The organism is Pseudomonas sp. ICMP 561 (assembly GCF_002699985.1).
Lineage (GTDB): Bacteria > Pseudomonadota > Gammaproteobacteria > Pseudomonadales > Pseudomonadaceae > Aquipseudomonas > Aquipseudomonas quasicaspiana.
This window is the reverse complement of the sequence record NZ_LKBT01000061.1, coordinates 1-234: the sequence shown is the minus strand read 5'-3', so window position 1 is coordinate 234 and position 234 is coordinate 1. Positions and strand designations below refer to the sequence as shown.

The following is a 234-nucleotide window of genomic DNA, read 5'->3' as shown; positions in this document are numbered from 1 at the left end:
CCCTGAGGAAAAGAAATCAACCGAGATTCCCTTAGTAGTGGCGAGCGAACGGGGACCAGCCCTTAAGTGGCTTGGAGATTAGCGGAACGCTCTGGAAAGTGCGGCCATAGTGGGTGATAGCCCTGTACGCGAAAATCTCCTTGTCATGAAATCGAGTAGGACGGGGCACGAGAAACCTTGTCTGAACATGGGGGGACCATCCTCCAAGGCTAAATACTACTGACTGACCGATAG

The 234-nt window shown here is 52.6% G+C and carries 1 rRNA gene; it reads left to right on the top strand.

Annotation, left to right across the window (positions count from 1 at the left end):
• Window positions 1-234 (top strand): 23S ribosomal RNA (locus AO242_RS25445); the annotation flags it as partial.